This is a genomic window from Phaeobacter sp. JH20_37, from assembly GCF_048056015.1.
Classification (GTDB): Bacteria; Pseudomonadota; Alphaproteobacteria; order Rhodobacterales; family Rhodobacteraceae; genus Phaeobacter; species Phaeobacter bryozoorum.
On the sequence record NZ_JAYMWW010000013.1, the window covers coordinates 309,876 to 330,075 of the forward strand.

16 protein-coding genes are annotated in these 20,200 nt (G+C 62.4%); 6 read left to right on the plus strand and 10 right to left on the minus strand.

Annotated features, from left to right (window positions below):
- Positions 1-152: 152 nt before the first annotated feature.
- A complete protein-coding gene (locus VWZ87_RS06315) occupies positions 153-1,025 on the minus strand; it encodes an NAD(P)-dependent oxidoreductase (protein ID WP_416535977.1) in 873 nt (290 codons plus the stop codon).
- A 136-nt stretch (positions 1,026-1,161) separates the two neighbouring features.
- On the opposite strand from VWZ87_RS06315, the gene VWZ87_RS06320 reads away from it, so the two are divergent.
- Positions 1,162-3,651 carry a penicillin acylase family protein gene (locus VWZ87_RS06320; protein WP_416535978.1) on the plus strand — a complete coding sequence of 830 codons (2,490 nt, stop codon included), beginning with the start codon at positions 1,162-1,164 and terminating at the stop codon, positions 3,649-3,651.
- A gap of 104 nt (positions 3,652-3,755) precedes the next feature.
- Here the strand turns inward: VWZ87_RS06320 and hflX are convergent, their stop codons facing one another.
- The 4 genes from hflX to trkA form a co-directional block, all read right to left on the minus strand.
- The gene (hflX, locus tag VWZ87_RS06325; RefSeq protein ID WP_416535979.1) at positions 3,756-5,027 is read right to left on the minus strand and encodes a GTPase HflX; all 1,272 of its coding nucleotides are present in this window, start codon (positions 5,025-5,027) and stop codon (positions 3,756-3,758) included.
- A complete protein-coding gene (hfq, locus tag VWZ87_RS06330) occupies positions 5,027-5,266 on the minus strand; it encodes an RNA chaperone Hfq (protein ID WP_008204623.1) in 240 nt (79 codons plus the stop codon). The genes hflX and hfq overlap by 1 nt, the downstream gene beginning before the upstream one ends.
- 128 nt (positions 5,267-5,394) lie before the next feature.
- Positions 5,395-6,942, minus strand: coding sequence for a TrkH family potassium uptake protein (locus tag VWZ87_RS06335; protein WP_416536302.1), 1,548 nt, complete (start codon positions 6,940-6,942; stop codon positions 5,395-5,397).
- Between the two features lies 1 nt (position 6,943).
- A complete protein-coding gene (gene trkA, locus VWZ87_RS06340) occupies positions 6,944-8,320 on the minus strand; it encodes a Trk system potassium transporter TrkA (RefSeq protein ID WP_340545497.1) in 1,377 nt (458 codons plus the stop codon).
- Positions 8,321-8,449: 129 nt separating this feature from the next.
- Between trkA and VWZ87_RS06345 the strand changes: the two genes are divergently transcribed.
- Positions 8,450-8,911, plus strand: coding sequence for a hypothetical protein (locus tag VWZ87_RS06345; protein ID WP_416535980.1), 462 nt, complete (start codon positions 8,450-8,452; stop codon positions 8,909-8,911).
- Between the two features lie 76 nt (positions 8,912-8,987).
- Here VWZ87_RS06345 and VWZ87_RS06350 read toward each other — a convergent pair whose 3' ends face one another.
- From VWZ87_RS06350 to dusB, 5 genes are all read right to left on the minus strand, one after another.
- A complete protein-coding gene (locus VWZ87_RS06350) occupies positions 8,988-10,403 on the minus strand; it encodes a sigma-54-dependent transcriptional regulator (RefSeq protein ID WP_340545495.1) in 1,416 nt (471 codons plus the stop codon).
- Entirely contained in the window at positions 10,400-12,679 is a 2,280-nt protein-coding gene (locus VWZ87_RS06355) for an ATP-binding protein (protein ID WP_416535981.1), read from the minus strand. Before VWZ87_RS06355 ends, VWZ87_RS06350 begins: the two co-directional genes overlap by 4 nt.
- A gap of 99 nt (positions 12,680-12,778) precedes the next feature.
- Positions 12,779-14,191 (minus strand): response regulator, encoded by a 1,413-nt coding sequence (locus VWZ87_RS06360; protein ID WP_340545493.1) that lies wholly within the window; start codon positions 14,189-14,191, stop codon positions 12,779-12,781.
- Positions 14,192-14,197: 6 nt separating this feature from the next.
- Entirely contained in the window at positions 14,198-15,364 is a 1,167-nt protein-coding gene (locus VWZ87_RS06365) for a two-component system sensor histidine kinase NtrB (protein WP_416535983.1), read from the minus strand.
- On the minus strand, positions 15,361-16,374 hold the full coding sequence (dusB, locus tag VWZ87_RS06370; protein WP_416535985.1) for a tRNA dihydrouridine synthase DusB: 1,014 nt from the start codon (positions 16,372-16,374) through the stop codon (positions 15,361-15,363). Before dusB ends, VWZ87_RS06365 begins: the two co-directional genes overlap by 4 nt.
- Positions 16,375-16,565: 191 nt before the next feature.
- On the opposite strand from dusB, the gene VWZ87_RS06375 reads away from it, so the two are divergent.
- The 4 genes from VWZ87_RS06375 (at position 16,566) to VWZ87_RS06390 (ending at position 20,147) form a co-directional block, all read left to right on the plus strand.
- Entirely contained in the window at positions 16,566-17,768 is a 1,203-nt protein-coding gene (locus VWZ87_RS06375) for a bifunctional 2-C-methyl-D-erythritol 4-phosphate cytidylyltransferase/2-C-methyl-D-erythritol 2,4-cyclodiphosphate synthase (protein ID WP_416535987.1), read from the plus strand.
- Positions 17,765-18,271 (plus strand): phosphatidylglycerophosphatase A, encoded by a 507-nt coding sequence (locus tag VWZ87_RS06380; RefSeq protein ID WP_340545489.1) that lies wholly within the window; start codon positions 17,765-17,767, stop codon positions 18,269-18,271. Before VWZ87_RS06375 ends, VWZ87_RS06380 begins: the two co-directional genes overlap by 4 nt.
- Before the next feature lie 17 nt (positions 18,272-18,288).
- Complete coding sequence (locus VWZ87_RS06385) at positions 18,289-18,753, plus strand: CinA family protein (RefSeq protein WP_416535989.1); 465 nt, start codon at positions 18,289-18,291, stop codon at positions 18,751-18,753.
- Positions 18,754-18,965: 212 nt separating this feature from the next.
- On the plus strand, positions 18,966-20,147 hold the full coding sequence (locus VWZ87_RS06390; protein ID WP_416535991.1) for an ammonium transporter: 1,182 nt from the start codon (positions 18,966-18,968) through the stop codon (positions 20,145-20,147).
- Positions 20,148-20,200: the final 53 nt, after the last annotated feature.

Here is a 20,200-nt window from a genome sequence, read left to right on the forward strand (position 1 = left end):
GCGCGCGCCCCGGCGGAGCGGATCAGCCAAGCTGGCAAAGCGCGCGGCACGAAACAGGGTTTCGACTGTCGCGCGGCTGCCTATCTTCTGGCCCGAAATATCCCCGCCGGAGGCATGGCCTTTCCATCAGGAAAGGCCATTTTCATACCGACCTACTCAAAGGCCTTCAGGCGTTTGAACAGGCTGGAGGTGTCCCAGCGGCCGCCGCCCAGTTTCTGGACATCCTTGTAAAACTGATCGACCAGCGCCGTAACCGGCAGGCTCGCGCCGGTTTCCTCCGCCGCATCCAGACAAATGCCCAGATCCTTGCGCATCCAATCGACCGCAAACCCATGCTCGAAGTGATCGTCCAGCATGGTCTCATGCCGATTGACCATCTGCCAGCTGCCTGCCGCGCCCTGGCTGATCACTTCCACCACAGCCCGACCATCCAGCCCCGCCTTCTCGGCGAAATGCAGCGCCTCGCTCAGCCCCTGAACCAGCCCGGCGATGGCAATCTGGTTGCACATCTTGGTCATCTGGCCAGCGCCGCTGTCGCCGATCCGGCGGCAGATCCGCGCATAGGCGCCGATGATGGGCTCTGCCTTGTCATAGGCGGCCTGATCGCCGCCGCACATGACCGAGAGCACGCCATTCTCCGCCCCCGCCTGTCCGCCGGAAATCGGAGCATCGACAAAAGCCAGATCCAGATCCGCCGCAGCGCCATATAAGTCGCGCGTGACCTTCGCCGATACGGTGGTGTGATCGACAAAGATCGCCCCCGCGTCCATGCCGCCAAAGGCACCGTCATCGCCCAAGCAGACGCTGCGCAGATCATCGTCATTGCCAACGCAGGCCATCACGAACTCAGCCCCTGCCACGGCCGCACGCGGCGTTGCGGCGGCGCGGCCACCATGTTCCTTGGCCCAAGCCTCTGCCTTGGCCGCAGTGCGATTATACACCGTGACCTCGTGACCGGCGGCCACCAGATGACCGGCCATCGGATAGCCCATCACTCCCAAACCCAAGAATGCAATCTTCGCCATCTGCTTTCCCCCTGATGCGTCTTGTCCTATGTTGGCGCCACCCTAGCAGCCGCGCCGCCCGGTGCAATCTGCGAGGGCGACAATCTGCGCCATAACCGGGCCAATAACGCCAAAAACCTGAGGAAACGCACCACCGATGGGACTTCTCTTTCGCTGGCTCCTGCGCCTTGCCGCCGCTTTGATTCTGCTTCTGGTGATGGGGCTTGGTCTGGTCTATTTCCTCGCCGCGCAATCCCTGCCCGACTACGACAAGGAGATCACCCTGCCCGGCCTCCTCGCACCGGTGGAGATCGTGCGTGACAATGCCAATGTGCCGCATATCTTCGGCAGCTATGGCGCCAGCGATGAAGATGTCTATTTCGGTCTCGGCTATGCCCATGCGCAGGATCGCCTGTGGCAGATGACCACCCTGCGCCGCACCGCCATGGGCCGCCTGTCGGAGATCTTTGGCAGCCGCACCGTACAGGTCGACACGCTGATCCGGCGGCTGGACATCTACCGGCTGGCGCAGCAGTCGGTCGCCGCGCAGACGCCTGAGACGATGACCGCCCTGCGCGCCTATTCCGCAGGGGTCAATGCCCGGCTGCAAGAGATCAACGAGGATGCGCTGGGGCGCGGCGCACCTGAGATGTTCCTGTTCAATGTGCCCATGGCGCCCTGGCAGCCCGCCGACAGTATCGCGGTTATGAAACTGATGGGCCTCAAGCTATCAGGGCACATGCAGGAGGAAATCCTACGCGCCCGTACCTCTCTGGCGCTGCCGGATCCCAGCCGACTGAAGGACATCCTGCCCGACGCCCCCGGCAATGGCGTGGCGGCCCTGCCGGAATATGCCGCGCTGTTTCCCCAGCTGCCCCGTCATGCCAGCACCAGCACCGATGGCAGCCAGACGCTGCCCTTCATGCCGATTGCGCCGCGCGGGCTGGCCGGCGCCTCCAACGCCTGGGCTGCGGCACCCAGCCGGTCGGCGGCGGGCGGCACGCTGCTGGCCAATGATCCGCATCTGGAGCTGACGGCACCCGGTCTGTGGTATCTGGCGCGGCTGGAACTCGGCACCGGCGGTGTCATCGGCGCCACCATTCCCGGCATTCCCGCTGTGATCTCCGGCCGCTCGGACCTGCTGGGCTGGGGGGTGACCTCCTCTTATATGGATGATCAGGATCTGTTCATCGAACAGCTGAACCCGGACAATCCCGAGGAATACAAGACCGCCGACGGCTTCAAGCGGTTCACCAGCCGCCCTTCGATCATCAATATCAAGGATGAGACGCCGGTCACCCTGACCCTGCGCTGGACCGACAATGGCCCGGTGCTGCCCCGCTCGCTGTTCGATCTTGCGTCGATCACACCGCCCGGTCATGTGGTCAGCCTCGGCTGGACCGGCCTTAGCGCGCAAGACACCTCGATGAGCGCCGCACTCGAGCTGATGCGGGCCAATACAGTCGCAGAGGCGATCGAAATCGGCGAAGGCTATTTCGCCCCCTCGCAGAACCTGACCCTTGCCGACAGGACCACGGTCGCGCTCAAAACCGTGGGCGCCATACCGCAGCGCGACGCACGGCACCAAAGCCTGGGCCGGATGCCGAGCCAGGGCTGGCGCCCCGAGAACCAGTGGCAGGGCCGCGCACCCTATGCCGCCAACCCGGAATTTGTCTCGCCCATCGGCGGCATTCTCGGCAATACCAACAACAAGCTACTGGACCGCCCCTTCCCCAACCATGTGTCCTACACCTGGGGCGATACCCAGCGGATCAACCGCTGGAAAAAGCTGATGCAGGACCGCCAGGTCCATACCCGTGACAGCTTTATCGAGGCACAGCTCGACACCGTGTCCTATACCGCGCGCACCCTGCTGCCGCTGATTGGTGCCGATCTGTGGTTCACGGGAGAGGCCGCCCCCGAGGGTACCCGCGAACGTCAGCGCCAGATCGCCCTGACCCTGCTGTCAGAGTGGAACGGTGAGATGAACGAACATCTGCCGGAACCGCTGATCTATGCCGCCTGGGTTCGGGCTTTGCAGAAACGCCTGATCACTGACGATCTCGGCCCGCTGGCTGCTGAGTTCACGCAGGTCGACCCGCTGTTCCTTGAACGGGTCTTCCGCGATGTCGAAGGCGCCTCGGTCTGGTGCGATATCCGCCAAAGCGCACCTACAGAGAGCTGCACCGAATTGGCCCGCCTGGCCCTTGATGATGCACTGATCTGGATCGAAGAAACCTATGGGACCGCATTGGAATCCTTGCGCTGGGGCGATGCCCATCAGGCCACCCAGAACCACGAAGTGCTGGGCGAGGTGCCCCTGCTGCGGGTTTTTGTAAACATCCGTCAGTCCACCAGCGGCGGCGACAACACGCTGCAGCGGGGGCTCACCTCCGGCAAAGGCGAGCACCCGTTCAGCAACGTTCACGCCGCAGGCTATCGGGGTGTCTATGATTTTGCCGATCCTGACAGCTCCGTTTTCATCACCGCCACCGGCCAATCCGGCCATTTCCTGTCGCGGCACTACGACGACATGTCCCAGCTCTGGCGGCGCGGCGAATATATCCCGATGTCACTGGACGAGGATTTGGCCCGGGCAGCAGCCGTTGGTATCACCCGGCTGATCCCCGCGGCCCCCGCGGAATGAGGCGGGCGATCCGGCGCCCGCAGCTAAACGTATCTGTTTCAAAACAAAATACCCCGCAACCGGTCCGGTTGCGGGGTATTTTCTAGACGAACTGCGCGATCTGATCAGAGCGCCGCGAAGCGATTCTTCTGTGTCTCGGTCCACAGAACAGTCAGCTCAAACCCGGTATCGGTCTGGGTTTCGCTTTGCACAACATCCTGTTCAAACAACCAGGCACGCTGCTTTCCTTGCGCGAATGTCAGGGTGATATCATCCTCATGCCGGATCAGCCGCAGCTTGTCGGTGATATCCGCCAACAGCCCATCCAGCCCCTCGCCGGTGATCGCAGAGATGGCATGAATGCCCTCTTCACGCTCCGCGCGCTGGCGGCGGGCCTCGGCCTCTTCCTCATCCAGAAGATCAAGCTTGTTCCAGACCTCAATCCGCGCACGGCTGTCATCAACCCCGAGCGAGGTCAGAATGCTCTCGACATCCGCCGCCTGGTTCTGGGTCTCGTCATGGCTGATATCGCGTACATGCACAACCACATCGGCGGCCAACACCTCTTCCAGCGTTGCCCGGAACGCAGCAACAAGCTCGGTCGGCAGATCAGAAATAAACCCAACCGTATCCGACAGGATGATTTCCGGCCCATCCGGCAGCTCAACCCGGCGCATGGTCGGATCCAGCGTGGCAAAAAGCATGTCCTTTGCCATCACCTCGGCACCGGTCAGCCGGTTGAAAAGCGTCGATTTTCCGGCGTTGGTATAGCCCACCAGCGCCACAATCGGATAGGGAATCTTGGCCCGTGCTGCGCGATGCAGCGTCCGGGTTTTCACCACCTTGTCCAACTGCCGGCGCAGCCGAACGAGCTGCTCGTCAATGGCGCGCCTGTCGGCCTCGATCTGGGTTTCGCCGGGTCCGCCGACAAATCCCAATCCGCCACGCTGCCGCTCCAGGTGGGTCCAGGCCCGCACCAGTCGCGTGCGCTGATAGCTGAGTGCCGCCATTTCAACCTGCAACACCCCCTCACGGGTGCGCGCCCGGTCCGAGAAGATCTCGAGGATCAGCCCGGTCCGGTCAAGGATTTTGACCTTCCAGGCCTTCTCAAGATTGCGCTGCTGAACCGGCGACACCGGGCCGTCGATCAGGACCAGCTCCACCTCTTCGGCCTGGAACATCGCCTTCAGCTCTTCGATTTTCCCGGATCCAAACAGCATCCCCGCATGCGCCTTTGGCAGGCGCACGACGTCCGATCCGATCACCTCGATGTCGGGCAGAGCCTCGGCCAATGACACGCCCTCAGCAAGGGCGGACACCGCATCGCGGCGATCGCGGTCTGATTTGATATCGGGATGCACCACCCAGGCACGGGTGGGCGTCCGGTCATGCTCCATCAAGAGGCGTCTTCACCTTCATACAGGCTGATCGGCTGGGCAGGCATGATCGTCGAGATGGCGTGTTTGTAAACCAGTTGCGACTGCCCGTCCCGACGCAGCAGGACACAGAAATTGTCAAACCATGTGATCACACCCTGCAACTTTACGCCGTTGATCAGAAAGATGGTGACCGGAACCTTGGTTTTACGAACGTGGTTCAGGAAGGCATCCTGAAGATTCTGTCTGTCCGAAGCCATTATTATTATCTCGCCTTTGTTCTTGTCGCGCTGCGGACCAGCGCCCCGTTAATGAATACTATGAACGCAGATAGTCGGAGTTTCCACCCGAAAATTACTCATATGACGTCCACGGTAACCATGATTGATCAGCTGCGCCAGAGGTTTGGTGTCATAAGGGCAATGATCGCCAATGTTTCCAGCCGTCCCAACACCATGGCAAAGCACAGGATCAGTTTTGCGCTGGCTGTCAGATGGATCAGGGCGATGGGTTCGGATCCTGCGACCTCGGTCAACGGGCCGGTTGTGGACAGGGTCGCAATGGTCAGGATCAGCGCCTGTTCGAAATCCGAACCAACTGCGGCCAGACTGATGCTGATCACCGCCAGTGACAGCGCAAACAGCATGAAGAACACCCAGGCAACAAAAGCCCCGTTGCGTTGCAGTCGCCGATTGCCCTTGCCCTCGTTGCTGACGGAGGACGGATGCACCAGCCGTTCCATCTCGCGCAAGCCGTTCAGATAAAGCGCATAGACCCGCAGCAGTTTCACCCCGCCTGCCGTGGTGGCGACGCCGCCGCCGATCACCGCAAGCCCCAGTAGGATCATGCCCGGCGTATCCAGCCCCGACCATTGGCGGGCGGTTTCCCAGTCGGCGCTCTCGAACCCGGTGGTCGACAGGAACGACAGCACGGTAAAAGTCGCCCCCCACCATGAGTGCAGCCCCTGCATCAGATCACTGGTGGTTGCGACATCAAAACTGGCGATCCAATGGCGCAGGAACAACAGCAGAGGCACGCCAAAGACGATCAGCAGGCCGATGCGGAACTCTGGGTCGCGATCCAACCGGCTATGGCCGCTGGTCACCGTATCGGCCGAAAACGTCAGCCGAGACAGGGCAAAGAACATGAACAGGAACATCACCATTTCCCCGGCGATGCCACTGGCGCCATTCTCCACGCCGCCCACCGCCGAGATCCCGGAGGTGGCCAGCACCGACATCGCATGTCCCAGCGCAACAAGGGCGGTCTCGCCCGTGATGATCAACAGGATCCACAGAACCAGCGTCAGCCCGGCATAAAGCGGCGCCAGGGTTTTGGTCACCACCACCAGTTTGCGACGTGGATCAGCCCGCTGCATATGGAGCGGCGTCTCGGTGCCGCGTCCCGGCTCCCCCCGCGCGGTCACCTCAAATCCCCCCAGCGACAGCGGCGCCAGAATGGCCGAGGCCGCAACCCACATCAGCAGCCCACCCAGCCAGCCCACCATGGCCCGCCACAGATGCACGCTCGGCGGCAGGCGGTTGGGATCGGCAAATACATCCGCCCCGGTGGTGGTGATCGCGCTGACCATATCGAAATAGGCGTTGAGATAGCTGGTGTTGCCCAGGGCATCCTGCACCGGAACCGCCAGGAATGCGGGCAACACGGCAAAGCTCGCAAGCAGCGAGGTGAGCTGCCCCGGCATGCTGTACCGCGGCATCCGGTTGCCCATCGAAAGCCCGACCAGTACAACCAGCATCAATCCCAGCACACCGGAATAGAAGAAACTGCGCGAGGTCTGGTGATCATCCAGGATCAGCGCGTGAACGGCAGGCACCCACATCGCCAGCGCGGCCACCATCAGGATCAGCAGAAAGAGCGGCAGACGCAGCAGGCCGCCTGTCTTTTCCATCGGCTGTTTGCGATGACGCGCCATGTTAGAAGAAGTCAATCGAGACCTGCATCAGGCGCTCAACCTCCGGCACATCCGCAGCCATGGCAAAGAGCGCGATCACATCGCCCTCCTCGATCCGCATTCCTCCGGTCGGCCGCATCACCTTACCGTTCTTGCTAACGGCGCCGACCAGTACCCCTTCGGGGAACGCGATGTCGCGGATCATCTGCCCGGCCATGGGAGAGGTCGACATCACCTCGGCCTCGATCACCTCGGCCTCGGCATCGCCGATGGAATAGACCTGTCGCACCCGGCCATAGCGGATGTGGCGCAGGATCGAGCTCACCGTTGTGGCCCGCGGATTGATATAGGCGTCGATCCCCAGCGGCGCCATCAGCGGCACCAGCGTCGGATCGTTGATCAGTGCAATCGCCAGCGGGCAGCCTTCGGCCTTGGCCCGCACAGCGGCCAGCATATTGACCTTGTCGTCATCGGTGACCGCCAGCATGGCGTCGGCCCGGTCGATCCCCGCCTCGATCATCAGGCTGCGATCCAGACCATCGCCGTTCAGCACGATGGTTCGCTCCAGCGTCTCGGCGGCGCGTTCGGCACATTTGCGGTTGCGCTCAATCATCTTGGCACGGGTGCGCCCAGTCCGGGCCTCCAGCGCCTTGGCCACCTCAAGCCCGACATTGCCGCCGCCAACGATCACTACGCGATCCTGGCGTTTCTGTTGTTTGCCAAACACTTCGATCGTGCGGCTCACGTCATCAACATGGGCAAACACATAGGCGCTGTCCCCCACAAACAGCTGATCCCCCGGCTCTGGCGCAAACAGGGTGCCATCGCGGCGAATGCCCACAACGATGGCCCGCAGCGTCGAAAACAGATCCGTCAGCTGTCGCAGCGGCGTGTTGACCACCGGACAGTCCTCGTCAATCTGCACCCCCAACAGCTGCGCTTTGCCGTCCATGAACATCTCTGTATCAAAGGCGGCAGGCGCCGAAAGACGCTGCATCGCCGCCGCGGCCACCTCGCGCTCGGGGCTGATCACCACATCAATCGGCAGGTGGTCGCGGCGGTAGAGATCCGAATAAATCGCTTCGAGATAGCTTTTTGACCGCAGTCGCGCGATCTTGCGCTGGATCGAAAAGACCGAATGAGCCACCTGGCAGGTGACCATATTGACCTCATCCGAATGTGTGGCCGCAATGATCATGTCTGCGTCACGGGCACCGGCGCGGGTCAGCACGTCCGGGTAGGAGGCGAAGCCGGCAATCCCCTGCACATCCAGCGTATCCGTCGCGCGGCGCACCAGATCGGGATTGTTGTCCACCACGGTCACGTCATTGTGCTCCCCCGACAGGTGCCGGGCGATCTGCCAGCCGACCTGACCTGCGCCACAGATAATAACCTTCATGTGCTTGTTCCTCAGGGCGCTGCTGCGCGAAATCGCGCGTTTTGAATGACAGAAGCCGCCGGAACGGTCAATTCAATTGTCTTACCGCCCGTTCTGGCGCACAATCAAAGGATGTCCATAAGAAATCATATGCTTGCCGCACTGCTGGTGACATCAGCGCTGGCGGCCTGTGGCCCGGTTCCGGTCTATTACCGCGCCGGTGCGGATGTGGCCCGGCGCGATGCGGATCTCCTCGCCTGCGAGGTCAGCGCCCTGCGCGACGCCCCGGTGGCCACCCAGATCCGCCAGCACCCGCCGATCTTTCGCCCCGGTGGCGAGGTTTGCCGCAACGGGCGTTGCTATCACCGGGCCGGCTATTGGGAGGATGGCGGCATCTATACCGTGGACGTAAACGCCGATCTGCGCCAGCGGGTCGAGCGGTCCTGCATGGCCGCGAAGGGCTACGAAAACATCGCCGTAGAACGCTGCCCGCAATCGGTGGCGGATGCCGTCGGGGCGCGGCGCGCCGCAACCCTGCCTCAACTCAGCCAGACCTCCTGTGCGATCGAACGCCGTGGTCAGTCGCCACAGATCGTGGCGACGACGCCCTAAGGCTCAACCACGGCATACCGAGCTTTCAGCCAGAAAACCCTGACAACCCACTGATAAGCAGGGGATATGGCCTGAATCAGACCATATCCTCTTCGGTTTCCTTCTCAACATGCGCGATCCGCGCGCCTGCCTTGTTCGAGGTGACAACCCCCAGCGATTTCAGTTTGCGGTGCAAGGCGGAGCGTTCCATCCCGACAAAAGACGCGGTGCGGCTGATATTGCCGCCAAAGCGGTTGATCTGGGTCAGCAGATATTCGCGTTCAAACGCCTCGCGGGCCTCCCGCAGCGGCAGCGTCGCCAGCGCCCCGGAAAGCACAACCCGGCTCTGGTCATCAACCGCTTCTTCATCGCGGGGCAGATCCTTTGGCTCAATCGGACCGCTGCTTTCGCCAAGGATCAGAACCCGTTCCACCATGTTCTTCAACTGCCGCACATTGCCCGGCCACAGCATGGTCTGCATCAGGGCAATGGCATCCTCGCTAAGCTTGCGCAGCGGCAGGCCCTGGCTCTGGTTGAAATGCGCGATGAAATGATCCGCCAGCAGCGGAATATCCTCGCGCCGGTCGGCCAGCGAGGGCACCGGGATCGGCACCACATTCAGGCGGTGATAGAGCTCCTGACGGAAGCGATCCGCCTCAATCTCGCGCTCCAAGTCCTTGTTTGTCGCGGAAATAACCCGCAGGTCAACGCGCACCTTATCGGCCCCGCCAACCCGCTGGAACTGCTGATCCACCAGCACCCGCAGGATCTTTGACTGGGTCCCAAGCGGCATATCCGCCACCTCGTCAAAGAAGATCACGCCGCCATGCGCCTGTTCCAGCAGCCCCGGCTCAACTCCGCGTTCGGCGCTTTCCCGACCAAACAGCACCTCTTCCATACGGTCCGGCTCGATACTGGCGCAGTTCACCGTCACAAAGGGGGCAGAGGCGCGATTGGACTGGGTGTGAATATAGCGCGCTGCAATCTCCTTGCCGCTGCCCGCAGGCCCCGTCAGCATCACCCGGCCGTTGGACTTTGTCACCTTGTCCAACTGGCCAATCAGCGCACGATAGGCCGCGGAGGCCCCGATCATCTCGCTCACGCCGGCATCCTGACGCTTCAGATCGGAGTTTTCGCGGCGCAGCTTCGAAGCCTCCATCGCGCGGCGAATAACCACCAGCAACTGGTCGATATTAAAAGGTTTTTCGATGAAATCATACGCGCCCTGCTTGATCGCGGCGACGGCAATTTCAATATTTCCATGGCCGGAAATGATCACCACGGGGATTTCCGGGTTGTCGCGTTTCACCACCTTCAGGATGTCGATCCCATCCATCTGGCTGTCCTTCAGCCAGATATCGAGGATCAGGAGCGCCGGCGGCTCGGCGTTGAGCGCGGCCATGCATTCCTCAGAGCTGCCGGCCTTGCGCGTTGCATAGCCTTCATCCTCAAGGATATCGGAAACCAGCTCACGGATGTCGCGTTCGTCGTCAACAATCAGAATGTCACTCATGTCAGACCTGCTTTCACTGTACTCTTATTGGGGGCTGCCGCCTCATGTGCGGCAGGCAGGCGGATCACGGCCATGGCGCCATAATGGGCCTGACCTTCGAACACCGGTGCGTCTTCCAGCACCAGCGTTCCGCCGTGTTCTTCGATGATCTTCTTGACGATTGGCAGGCCGAGGCCGGTGCCTTCGTCACGGGTGGTCACATAGGGTTCAAACAAACGGGCACGGTCTTCTGGCAGACCGATGCCATTGTCGGCGATGGTGACCTCATAGCCGGTTTTCGTCGAGGTGACGGCAATGCGAATTTCCGGATTCAGATCCGGCACGCCACCTTTTTGCTTCAGGGTTTCAACGGCTTCGCCCGCGTTCTTGATCAGATTGGTCAAGGCCTGGCCGATCATGGTTGCATCCAGATCGGCAAGCATCGGTTCGGTGGGCAGATCGGCGGTGATGCGCAGATCAGGCTGGCCTGCCCGTTGCAGGGTCACCGCATCGCGCAACAGCTTCACCAGATCCTCTTCGCGGCGCTCCGGCTCCGGCATCCGTGCGAATTTTGAAAACTCGTCAACAATGCGGCGCAAGTCATTGGTCTGGCGCACGATCACATCTGTCATGGATTGCAGGAGATCGCTGTTCTCCTCACCCAGCTTGGGCGCGAATTTGCGCTTGATACGCTCGGCACTCAGCTGGATCGGGGTCAGCGGGTTCTTGATCTCATGGGCAATCCGACGGGCCACATCGCCCCAGGCCGCCATCCGCTGGGCGCTGACCAGGTCGGTGACATCGTCAAAGGCAACCACATAGCCCTCAAGCCGCCCCTCCTCGCTGCGCCGTGGCGACATCCGCACCAGCAGGTTCTCCAGCTGCCCCTGGCGCGTCACCTTGACCTCATCCTGCACCACATCGGCGCCGGTTTCGCTCAATTCCACAAACAGCGGCCCAAACTCCGGCACGGCCACAGCCAGTGCCAGCGACTGACGATCGCCATTCCAATCCAGCAGGCGCTCGGCGGAGCGGTTCACAAAGGTCACCCGCCCCTCAGGGTCCAGCCCGACCACACCCGAGGTCACTGACATCAGCACGGAATCAAACAACCGGCGGCGGCGTTCGATCTGGCGGGTGTTCTCAAGCAGCGTGTCGCGCTGCTCGCGCAGCTCCAGCGTCATTTGGTTGAAATAGCGCCCCAGCTGCGAAATCTCGTCATCGCCGTCGTCTTCGGGCACCTGCACGTTGAGATTGCCCGCCCCGACCCGGCGCGCGGCAATCGTCAGCCGTCCGACAGGCCGCGACAGCCGTTCGGCAAACCACATGCCCAGCCACATCGCCGCAAGGATCAGGATCACCGCAAAACCGAGGTACAACAGCACAAAGTCAAACAGAACCCGCCCGCGTTCGCTCTCCAGCTGCTGGTAGAGATGCGCAGTTTCCTTAGTGTCATCCAGGAGGCTCAGCAACTCACCGTCCACATCACGGCTGACATACAGGAAGCGGTCGACAAACGCATCCAGCCGCACCAGCGCCCGCAGTTCGCTGTTTTCCCAGTCCTGGATCAGCGTAACCCCGTTAAACGACGCCTTGCTGATGTCAGCGGTGCGCGGCTCTTCAAAGTCAAACTCATAGGAGCGTTCGCCACGGGCCCGGATGGCCCCGGCGCCATCCACCACATAAGCCTCCTGGAGGCCGCGTTGGATCTGCAATTGCCCCTGTGTCAGCACCTGGCGCAGCTGCCCGTCGCTGATGAAGAAATTGCGGTTCCGGCTGTTGTCGATATAGCGCGCCAGCGCCACCGCATCCTCCGACAGGTCGCGCTGCTGCTGCTCCTGATAGGCCTCAGCGGCGGCAAGAGAACTTCCCACGACCTGACGGACTCGGTCCGAAAACCAGCCCTCAAGGCCCACGTTCACGGTCAGGCCGGCAAACAGCGCCACGATCACGGTGGGCGTCAGCGCCAGAAAGGCGAAGGCCCCGATCAGCCGCAGATGCAGCCGGGAGCCCGCGGATTTGGCCCGTCGGGCTGCGATCAACCGCCCAACCTGCGTCAGGACCAGTGCCGCGACAGCCAGCACATAGATCAGATCAGCCAGCAGGATCAGCCGCAGCGACAGCGAGGCGACCCCTTGCGAGAACGGGCCGATGATCAGAAATGTCGAGAGCGCCAGCACAGGCCCCAGAACAACCAGCCCAAGCGCGCCGACATTGCGTGCCCTGCGGGTTCTGCGCCAGCGGTCAAGGGCCGCAAATGGCCCGTATGCCGAGCGAAGATGTGACCTCTGCGCCACGTACCGTCCCCATCCTGATGTGCGACCATTCTGGCCGACCGCCACATATCGTGATCGTCACCAGCGCGAACGCTGATCTGCCACGGTTCTGTGGCTATATTACATCAGTTTGCGACGGCGTGTCACCTCAATATCAAGGTCGGTGATCTTCTTGCGCAGCGTATTGCGGTTAATACCAAGTAAATCCGCACATTTTGCCTGATTTCCGCCGGTCATCGCGAGCGATAATTCAATCAAAGGGGTCTCAACCTCCCGCATCAACCGGGCATATAGGCCGGGTGGCGGCAGCATATCGCCGTGCAGATCGAAATAGCGCTGCAAATGGCGCGCCACTGATTCCGACAGTTTCTCGGTACTGAGGGCCGCACCGCTGGCTGCCAGCGGCTCCCCGCCCGATTGCGCGCCCAGCGCACCGTTGACTTCATCCAGGCTGATGTCCTCGCTGCGGGCGGTCAGCGCCAGACGCCGCATCACATTCTCCAGCTGGCGCACATTTCCCGGCCACGGGAACTGCCGCAGCGGTTCGCGCGCTGCCTCGCTCAACCGGCGGTGCGGTGCGCCATCATTTTCGGCCCGCGTCAGGAAATGCGCGCAAAGCAGCGGAATGTCATCCACCCGCGCCCGCAGTGCAGGCACGGGGAGCTCCGTGCCGCTGATCCGGTAATAGAGATCCTGTCGCAGCCGCCCGGCCTCCATCGCTGCGGTCAGATCCTGCTGGCTGGTGGCGATGAAACGCGGCTGGTGGTCTCCGGGGGCATCCATCATGCGAACGACGCGTGCCTGTGCCTCCTCGGAGAGATCCGCCAGCTCATCCAGCAGCAGCGTGCCGCCACGGGCCTGCGCCAGCAACTGCGCCGGACCATCGAGCGAGGCGAGATCAGCGGCCTCAGCCCTGACAAACGGCAGGGTGCGCCGATCCGAAAGATCATGCATGGACCGAGCGATCAGGGATTTTCCAGTGCCGCTCTCGCCGGTGATCAACAGCGGGATATCGGTGTTCATCACCCGCGCCACCAGACGGTAAAGCGTCTGCATCACCTCGGTGCGCCCCACCAGTGGCAGGTCCTCATGGGTCTCGCCGCTATGAAGGCCGAGATCGCGCGCGCCCTCCCCCTGCGGCGTCGAACGCCCCTGCCCCTGCGTTTGTCGCCGCTCCGTCAGCGCCTTGGCAGTCCGCTTCATCAGCTCCGGCAGGTCGAACGGTTTGGGCAGGTAATCATAGGCCTCGGCCTCAGCCGCCTTGATCGCTGTCATGATGGTGTTCTGCGCCGAGATCACGATCACCGGCAGCCCTGGCCGGTCATCGGCGATCTTGGGCAGCATCTCCAGCCCATTGCCATCCGGCATCATCACGTCGGAGATGACGACATCACCCTTGCCCTCGCCAACCCAGCGCATCAGCGTCGTCAGAGAGGAGGTCGCATGCACCTTGCACCCGGCCCGCGTCAGGGCCTGTGTCAAAACCGTGCGGATAGTGCGATCGTCATCTGCGACCAGAACGGTGCCGTCCATGATGTGCTACTCCTTGGGTGCGTCTGCGGTATGGTTGGGATCATGTGGAAACGGTGCCGGGCGCGGCGCCGTCGGCACGCGCGACAGCGACAGGCGAAACACCGTCTGCCCGGGTTCGGAACTGACCGAGATCCAGCCCTGATGATCGGCAATGATCTTGCTGACCAGCGCCAGTCCCAGACCAGTGCCATTCTCGCGGCCAGAAACAAACGGATCAAAGATATCATCGCGGATCGCCTCAGGCAGACCCGGACCGTCATCGGAAATCTCAATCTGCAGCGGCAACAGCTTGCCCGACCCATCACTGCGCCGCAGGCGGAACGAATGCTCATAGAAGGTACGGATGCGAATGGTTCCACCACCGGGATCGGCGGCCTCTGCTGCGTTCTTCAGCAGGTTCAGGACCACCTGCAACAGCTGGTCCCCGTCGCCCCAGGCCATCGGCAGCGAAGGGTCGTAATCCTCGATGATGGTCATCTGCGCGCCAAACCCCAGCAACGCAGAGCGGCGCGCCCGGTCCAGCACATCATGGATATTGACCTCCTGAAAGGCCGGGGCCGAGAGGTTGCCGAATTGCTCCACCTGTTCCAAGAGTTTCACGATCCGCCGACTTTCGCTCACGATCAGATCGGTCAGCTCCAGATCATCCCCCGACAGCCCCATGGACAGCAGCTGCGCCGCACCGGTGATCCCTGCCAGCGGGTTCTTGATCTCATGGGCCAGCATCTCGGCCATACCGATTGCGGATTGCGCGGCGGATTTGGCCGAATGGTTCTGCGTCAACCGCCCGGCCAGCTCGCGCGGGGAGAGCAGGATCAGCATCCCCCCCTGAACGCCCTGCACCCGCGCCACCTGTACATTGCATTGCAGCGGCGCCCGCCCGGGGGTGCCGACGTCGATATCGTTCACAAACAGCGGCGTGCCATTGTCGCGGGCGCGCTCCACCGCCTCGTCAATGGCCGGGGCAATGATCACATGCTGCCAGATGCCCTGGCCCAGCAGCGCCTTGCGCGAGGTATTGAGGAAGCCCTCACCGGCGGAATTCACATCCGCAATCCGGGCCTCGCGATCTATGACAAAGGCCGGAATCGGCAGCGACGCCCAGAGCGCGCTGTCTGCACCGTTCCAATCGACCTGCGTGGCGCCGGTTTTTCCGCCCTCTGCCTGTGTCATGCCGCCTGCCCGCCCATGGTTTGTGGCCCAAGATCCGGCCCAGCGCCCCCGGTCAGCGCCGCAGGCAGGAGGCTGAGCACCGTCTTGGGGTCCTTGGCTGTCAGCACCTCCCGGCGCAGCTGAGCAGGAGTGGCGGCCTCATCCATATACCAGCCCAGATGTTTGCGTGCGACCCGCAGGCCCAGATCCACGCCGTAAAAGGCGATCATCGCCTCGTAATGAGCGCTGACCATCTGAACCAGATCCGAACCGGTCGGCACATCGGGGGCTGCACTGCCCCAGATGTCATGCGCCACCTCAGCCAGCAGCCAGGGCTTGCCCTGCGCCCCGCGCCCAATCATCACGCCATCCGCACCCGAGAGTGCCAATGCACTGCGGGCCGTGGCCGTATCCACGATATCGCCATTGGCCAGCAGCGGAACCGTTAGCGCAGCTTTCACTGCTGCAATGGCCTGCCAATCTGCATTGCCCTTGTAGAACTGACACCGGGTACGGCCATGGATGGTGACCATCTGCACCCCGGCCTCCTGCGCGCGATAGGCCACATTGGCGGCGTTCAGACAGCTGTCGTCCCAGCCAAGCCGCGTCTTCAACGTCACCGGCACCGAGACCGCAGCCACCACCGCCTCAATCAGCGACAGCGCATGATCCGGTGTCTTCAGCAGGGCCGAGCCGGAATAACCATTGGTCACCTTCTTGGCCGGGCATCCCATATTGATATCAATCAGCTTTGCGCCCCGGCTTTCCACCTGCCGCGCGGCCTCTGCCATCCAATAGGCATCGCGCCCGGCAATCTGCACCGCCGTATTCTCCACATCCGCACTCAGCTCGGCCCGTTCACGCACGCCGGGCTTGGCCTGCACCATTTCCTGACTGGCAACCATCTCGCTCACCATCAGCCCGACACCAAAGCTGCGCACCAGATCGCGAAACGGCCGATCGGTGATTCCAGCCATCGGCGCCAGCGCGATGGGAGGGGTCAGAGAGGTGGAACCGAGAGTGAAGGACAACTGCCTAATCCTTGTGCATATGTGGTGTTTCTATCCGAAGCAGCCTCTATGCGACAATGAAACCCCTGGCGGCAAGGCTGCTTCTTTTGGCAGTTGCCTAATTTTTAGGCACTTTACCCAGGGTGACGCGCTGCCATTGCCTCCCCTTGCATCACCTCCTAAACATTTGCGACCCAAGAAAGAGCCTTCCCATGCCGTCTGCCCCCCTACCCACCGCGCCGGTTTCCACCGCAGCTGTTCCTGCGTCCCACCAAACCGCAGCGTTGATTGTTGCCGCAGGCAAGGGCCTGCGGGCCGGCGGCGGTCTGGCAAAACAATGGCGCCCCCTGATGGGACGCCGGGTAATCGACTGGACCATTGATGCCTTCCTACGCGCAGGCGTTCAGCGGATTGCCCTCGTTCTCGCTGCTGAGGATACCGATCACTGGCAGGAGTTTGCATCGCGCGCGGAGCTGCTGCTCACAAAGGGTGGCGACACAAGGGCGCAGTCGGTGGCCAACGGGGTGGAACTGCTCAATCAGCACGGGCTCCACAGGGTTCTGATCCATGATGCCGCCCGCCCCTGTGTCTCTCCCCGGGTGATCCGCGATGTGATGGCCGCGCTCGATAACCATCCGGCCGCCGCCCCGGCGCTGGCGGTGACCGATGCGCTGTGGCGCGGGGCTGGTGGGACGGTTACCGGCACCGAGAACCGCGACGGCCTGTTTGCTGCCCAGACCCCGCAAGGCTTTCACCTGCCGCAGATCCGCGCCGCCCACCACCAGCTTGCCGCATCCGGCGGCGACGCTGCAGACGATGTGGCCGTGGCCCGCGCGGCAGGGATTGACGTTGCCATCATTCCGGGCGACCCAGACAATATCAAAATCACCCGCCCGGAGGACTTTGACCGGGCTGCGCGCATATTAGGGGGCGACATGGATGTAAGGCTTGGTAATGGCTATGATGTTCACCGGTTCGGACCGGGGGATGAGGTCGTGCTCTGCGGTGTGCCCGTGGCCCATGATCGCGGCCTTCAGGGCCATTCCGACGCCGACGTCGGGCTGCACGCCATCACCGATGCCCTCTATGGTGCGCTGGCAGAGGGCGACATCGGTCGCCACTTCCCGCCCTCGGATCCCCAATGGAAAGGTGCCGCCAGCGATATCTTCCTGCGCCACGCCGCCGAACTGACCCGCTCCAAGGGCTATCAGATCTCCAATGTGGACTGCACGCTGGTCTGTGAATTCCCCAAGATCACGCCCCATGCCCCCGCCATGCGCGCGGCGGTGGCCGAGATTCTTTCGATTGATATCTCCCGCGTCTCGATCAAGGCGACCACCTCCGAACGGCTTGGCTTTACCGGTCGCGGCGAAGGCATCGCCGCCCTCGCCACCGCCTGCGTGGTGAAATCATGAAACGCTCGCGCCTCGCCTTTCTGATCGGCACCGTGGGCGGCATCGGCTACATGCGTCCGGCACCCGGCACATGGGGGTCGCTTGCAGCGTTGCCCATGGCTTTTGTCCTGCATCAGCTGGGCGGATTCCTCCTGCTGGCGCTGGCAACCGTGATCTGCATGGTGGTCGGCGTCTGGGCGGCGGAGGCGATGACCCGCAACCGCGAAAACATGGATCCCTCCGAATTTGTACTGGATGAGGTGGCAGGCCAGTTTGTTGCCCTCTGGGCGATTTCCTATCCCGCCTGGGCGCACGACATTGCCATCACTGCACTCTGGCCCGGCTGGATTGCCGCCTTTGTGCTGTTTCGCCTGTTTGATGTGTGGAAACCCGGCCCCGTTGGCTGGGCCGACCGTCAGAAAGGGGCCACAGGGGTGATGATGGATGATATTATCGCAGGCATCCTTGCTGCCATCGGTGTCGCCGCGCTGGCCGGCCTCACCCATGGTGTACTGGGCCTGTAAATTGCAGAGGTAAGTCCATGGACGCGTCCGACATCATCCGCAAGGCCAGCGCAAAAGGCCTGACCATCGCCACCGCAGAGAGCTGCACCGCCGGTATGATCGCCGCTGCGCTCACCGATGTGCCCGGCTCCTCGGCGGTGGTTGATCGGGGCTATGTCACCTACTCAAATCGCGCCAAGCAGGAGATGCTGGGTGTGCAGGCCGCGACACTCGAGGCTCTCGGCGCGGTCAGCGAGGAGGTCGCGATCCAGATGGCAGAAGGCGCCCGCAGCCGCGCCCGTGTCGATATCGCGGTGGCCGTGACCGGGATCGCAGGCCCCGGCGGCTCCGAACACAAACCGGAAGGCCGCGTCTGTTTTGCGCTGGCAGCCGGGGACCGCAGCACCCATGTCGAAACCGTCGATTTCGGCGCCCTTGGCCGCGACGCGGTGCGACGGGCCACCCGCGACTATGCGCTGACACTGATCCGACAGGTGCTCTGAACCCGCTGACGCAAATCACCGCCCATCTGCCGCAATTTCATATTCTGTGCGCGGATTGGGCAGCACCCCCTCGATTGTGCTCATTTTTTCGGCACTTTGACAAAAGCCTGCTTTTTTAGCGCCAACATCAAACCTGCCGCTTTTTTCAACGCTGCAACTCCGCTTTGTCAGGCCTCAGATAGAAATCAGCCTGAAATGCGGAAGGAACGGCGATGAACGCAGCCGATACAGCTTGGATTATTGTGGCCACGGCCCTTGTCCTCTTTATGACTTTGCCGGGGCTAGCCCTGTTCTACGGCGGGCTTGTCCGTGCCCGCAATGTGCTCAGCGTGTTCATGCAGTGCTATGCGATTGCCTGTTTGATGAGCGTTCTATGGCTCGCCTTCGGCTACTCCATCGCCTTTGGCAGCGGCACCTCCGGCATCTGGGGCGGCCTGGACAAGATGTTCCTGTCCGGCGTCACCGCCGATAGCCTGTCCGGCACCCTGCCCGAGGTTCTGTTCTTTGCCTTTCAGATGACCTTTGCCATCATCACGCCCGCGCTGATCGTCGGCGCCTATGTCGAGCGCATCGGCTTTGGCTTTGTGCTGGTCTTCTCCGGCCTCTGGATGCTTCTGTGCTACGCGCCGGTGGTGCATTGGATCTGGGGCGGCGGCATGATGGCCGATGGCGGCATCTTTGGGGAGACTGGCGTGCGCGACTTTGCCGGTGGTATCGTGGTCCATGAAACCGCCGGTCTGGCTGCGCTGATCATCGCTGTCTTCCTCGGCCCGCGCAAAAACCGTACCACACCGCCGCACAACCCCGGCTATGTCTTCATCGGTGCCGCGATGCTTTGGGTCGGCTGGTTCGGCTTCAACGGTGGCTCGCAGCTGGCCGCCGACGGCGGTGCGGCAATGGCGCTGACTGTGACGCATATTTCTGCCGCGACGGCCTCTCTCACCTGGGCGCTGTGGGAAAAGATCAAATACGGCAAGGCCTCAATGGTCGGTCTGGTCACCGGCACCATCGCGGGGCTGGCCTCAATCACGCCGGCCTCTGGCTTTGTCGGTCCGGTTGAGGCGCTGATGATTGGCGCTGTCGCGGGTATCCTCTGTCAGGAAGCCGTGAATCTGGTGCGCAATGTGCTGAAGATCGACGACACGCTTGATGTGTTTGCCGTGCACGGTGTCGGCGGCATCTTTGGCACCATCATGATCGCGCTCTTTGGTCAGGGCACCTGGCTGGCACAGCTGGGCGGTCTTGCGATCGTCGGTATCTTCACCGCCGTTGTGACTGTTGTTCTGGTCAAGGTTACCGCCGCGATCACCCCGCTGCGCGTCGATCCAGAGACCGAGACAAACGGCTTGGATATCTCCGTCCATGGCGAACGCGCCTATGATATGACCAGCTGACGACGCCGCACCAGCCGCCATAAGAAACGGGCCCGCATCGCGGGCCCGTTTTC

What these genes read in the sequence shown, in the direction of transcription:
- VWZ87_RS06315 (WP_416535977.1), bottom strand. Translation starts at nt 1,025, where the DNA reads ATGGCGAAGATTGCATTCTTGGGTTTGGGAGTGATGGGCTATCCGATG.
- VWZ87_RS06320 (WP_416535978.1), top strand. Translation starts at nt 1,162, where the DNA reads ATGGGACTTCTCTTTCGCTGGCTCCTGCGCCTTGCCGCCGCTTTGATT.
- hflX (WP_416535979.1), bottom strand. Translation starts at nt 5,027, where the DNA reads ATGGAGCATGACCGGACGCCCACCCGTGCCTGGGTGGTGCATCCCGAT.
- hfq (WP_008204623.1), bottom strand. Translation starts at nt 5,266, where the DNA reads ATGGCTTCGGACAGACAGAATCTTCAGGATGCCTTCCTGAACCACGTT.
- VWZ87_RS06335 (WP_416536302.1), bottom strand. Translation starts at nt 6,942, where the DNA reads ATGGCGCGTCATCGCAAACAGCCGATGGAAAAGACAGGCGGCCTGCTG.
- trkA (WP_340545497.1), bottom strand. Translation starts at nt 8,320, where the DNA reads ATGAAGGTTATTATCTGTGGCGCAGGTCAGGTCGGCTGGCAGATCGCC.
- VWZ87_RS06345 (WP_416535980.1), top strand. Translation starts at nt 8,450, where the DNA reads ATGCTTGCCGCACTGCTGGTGACATCAGCGCTGGCGGCCTGTGGCCCG.
- VWZ87_RS06350 (WP_340545495.1), bottom strand. Translation starts at nt 10,403, where the DNA reads ATGAGTGACATTCTGATTGTTGACGACGAACGCGACATCCGTGAGCTG.
- VWZ87_RS06360 (WP_340545493.1), bottom strand. Translation starts at nt 14,191, where the DNA reads ATGGACGGCACCGTTCTGGTCGCAGATGACGATCGCACTATCCGCACG.
- VWZ87_RS06365 (WP_416535983.1), bottom strand. Translation starts at nt 15,364, where the DNA reads ATGACACAGGCAGAGGGCGGAAAAACCGGCGCCACGCAGGTCGATTGG.
- VWZ87_RS06375 (WP_416535987.1), top strand. Translation starts at nt 16,566, where the DNA reads ATGCCGTCTGCCCCCCTACCCACCGCGCCGGTTTCCACCGCAGCTGTT.
- VWZ87_RS06380 (WP_340545489.1), top strand. Translation starts at nt 17,765, where the DNA reads ATGAAACGCTCGCGCCTCGCCTTTCTGATCGGCACCGTGGGCGGCATC.
- VWZ87_RS06385 (WP_416535989.1), top strand. Translation starts at nt 18,289, where the DNA reads ATGGACGCGTCCGACATCATCCGCAAGGCCAGCGCAAAAGGCCTGACC.
- VWZ87_RS06390 (WP_416535991.1), top strand. Translation starts at nt 18,966, where the DNA reads ATGAACGCAGCCGATACAGCTTGGATTATTGTGGCCACGGCCCTTGTC.